This window comes from Denitrobacterium sp., assembly GCF_056180635.1.
This window is the reverse complement of record NZ_JAZZJS010000046.1, coordinates 1-1532: the sequence shown is the minus strand read 5'-3', so window position 1 is coordinate 1532 and position 1532 is coordinate 1. Positions and strand designations below refer to the sequence as shown.

Sequence of the window (1532 nt, the reverse complement as noted above, 5' to 3'; positions counted from 1 at the left end):
TCCGTTCAGGTTCATCTTCGTGGCGTTGCACTCCACGATTTCGTGGCCAAGCTCCTTTGCGGCCTCGATGAATGCATCAGCCATCGAGTTGCTGTTGCCGCCTTTGCGGTCGCTGCCCTTGATAACGACGATCTTGCTCATGGGTGTCCTCTCTCTTCCGAAACCATGCTTCCGCCATTGTACGCCCGTATGATGTAGCGATTCTCGAACGCTCCGACGAGCCAAGCCTCCATCTGCTCGCGCATGTACGGCACATCGTTGTGCTTGCGCGCCGGGCCAGACGGGTCTTTCATGTAGAACACCCCATCCTGATGCTTCCAGATGCAGGCGAAATGCCCACTCGAATGTTGCCAAGACTACCACGAATTGTAAAGGCTTGGTAATAACCAAAAAGGGACAGTCCCTTTTTGGTTATTTTCCAGTTGGAAGAGGCTGCTTGAATCGATATTGCGGGCCTTTGCTTAGCTAGCGGTTTCGCAACGCAGGGTTCAGATAACGCTTACGACCTTCGGTAACCTTGCCATGCTGCGAGGCATTTCGCGGGCAATAGTGCAAGCATGCGAGGCATTCCGTACAATGCTCGCCTTCCCATACGGGCAGGCCATCGACCAGCCGAATCGTGTTGGTCGGGCACACCGCAGCGCACGTGCCACAGCCGACGCACTTGTCCGCAAGCACGTTGTATACCCACACACCACGCTTTTTGCCCTCGTGACCTGTGCCGACGGACAAGACTGCGCCCAAAGGGTTGGCCGATACGCGATCGCCCACATGGCGATCAACGACGAGCTGCGCTACACATTCGGCGGCATCGTCAGCAACGGCGAGCTTTCTGTACACGACATCGTCAGACGGCGTGTTGAAAAGGTACAGGCAGTTGCCTACGCTGTGCACGGCGAACGCTGCATCTACCTGCAAGCCTTGATACTTGTTGAGCAGCTTCTCGAAAAAGCGGCTCTCGGTGCCGGGGAAATGACCGTACGTCTCGACCGTGAAGCAGTACCCTGGCACGAACGGTTCACCGTCGTCGGTCACGAACTTCACGCGCCGCGCGAACTCGTCAACCAGAGGAGGCGTCGACCAGCGATGCGTGGGAAACGCGAACCCCAGATTCTCGCCTTGTTTGACGTTGACCTCGAAGTTGCCCGCACGATATGCGGCGCCCATGTCGAAGAGCGCGTCGCCTGTTCTATCGGCAATCGTCTTCGCGACCGCGTACGTGTTTCCCGTTCCGCTGAAATACAAGATCATGATCCACCCCCGAAGTCTTTGCCACCCTCAATGCTAACGCCTGAATCGTCGTATGAAAAATAGGAATCCCCGTTGCTCGTACGGACTCCTGTATATGCCAGCAACGCGTGGAAGATAACTGCCTCTTTTAACACATAAGGGGGCTCCGCGCGAACGAAGCCCCCTTTCCCAGTCCAATGTCGTTTAGACGTCCTTCTCGATGTAGTACACGTTGTCGCGCGTGCCTTCCCATGCAGGACGCTGGTACAGACGGTAGCCCATACCGCGCAGGCGCTCGACCT

1 protein-coding gene is annotated in these 1532 nt (G+C 56.6%); it reads right to left on the bottom strand.

Annotated features, from left to right (window positions below):
- Nucleotides 1-465: 465 nt before the first annotated feature.
- On the bottom strand, nucleotides 466-1251 hold the full coding sequence (locus AC04P6_RS04415) for an EFR1 family ferrodoxin (protein WP_475565388.1): 786 nt from the start codon (nucleotides 1249-1251) through the stop codon (nucleotides 466-468).
- Between the last annotated feature and the right edge of the window lie 281 nt (nucleotides 1252-1532).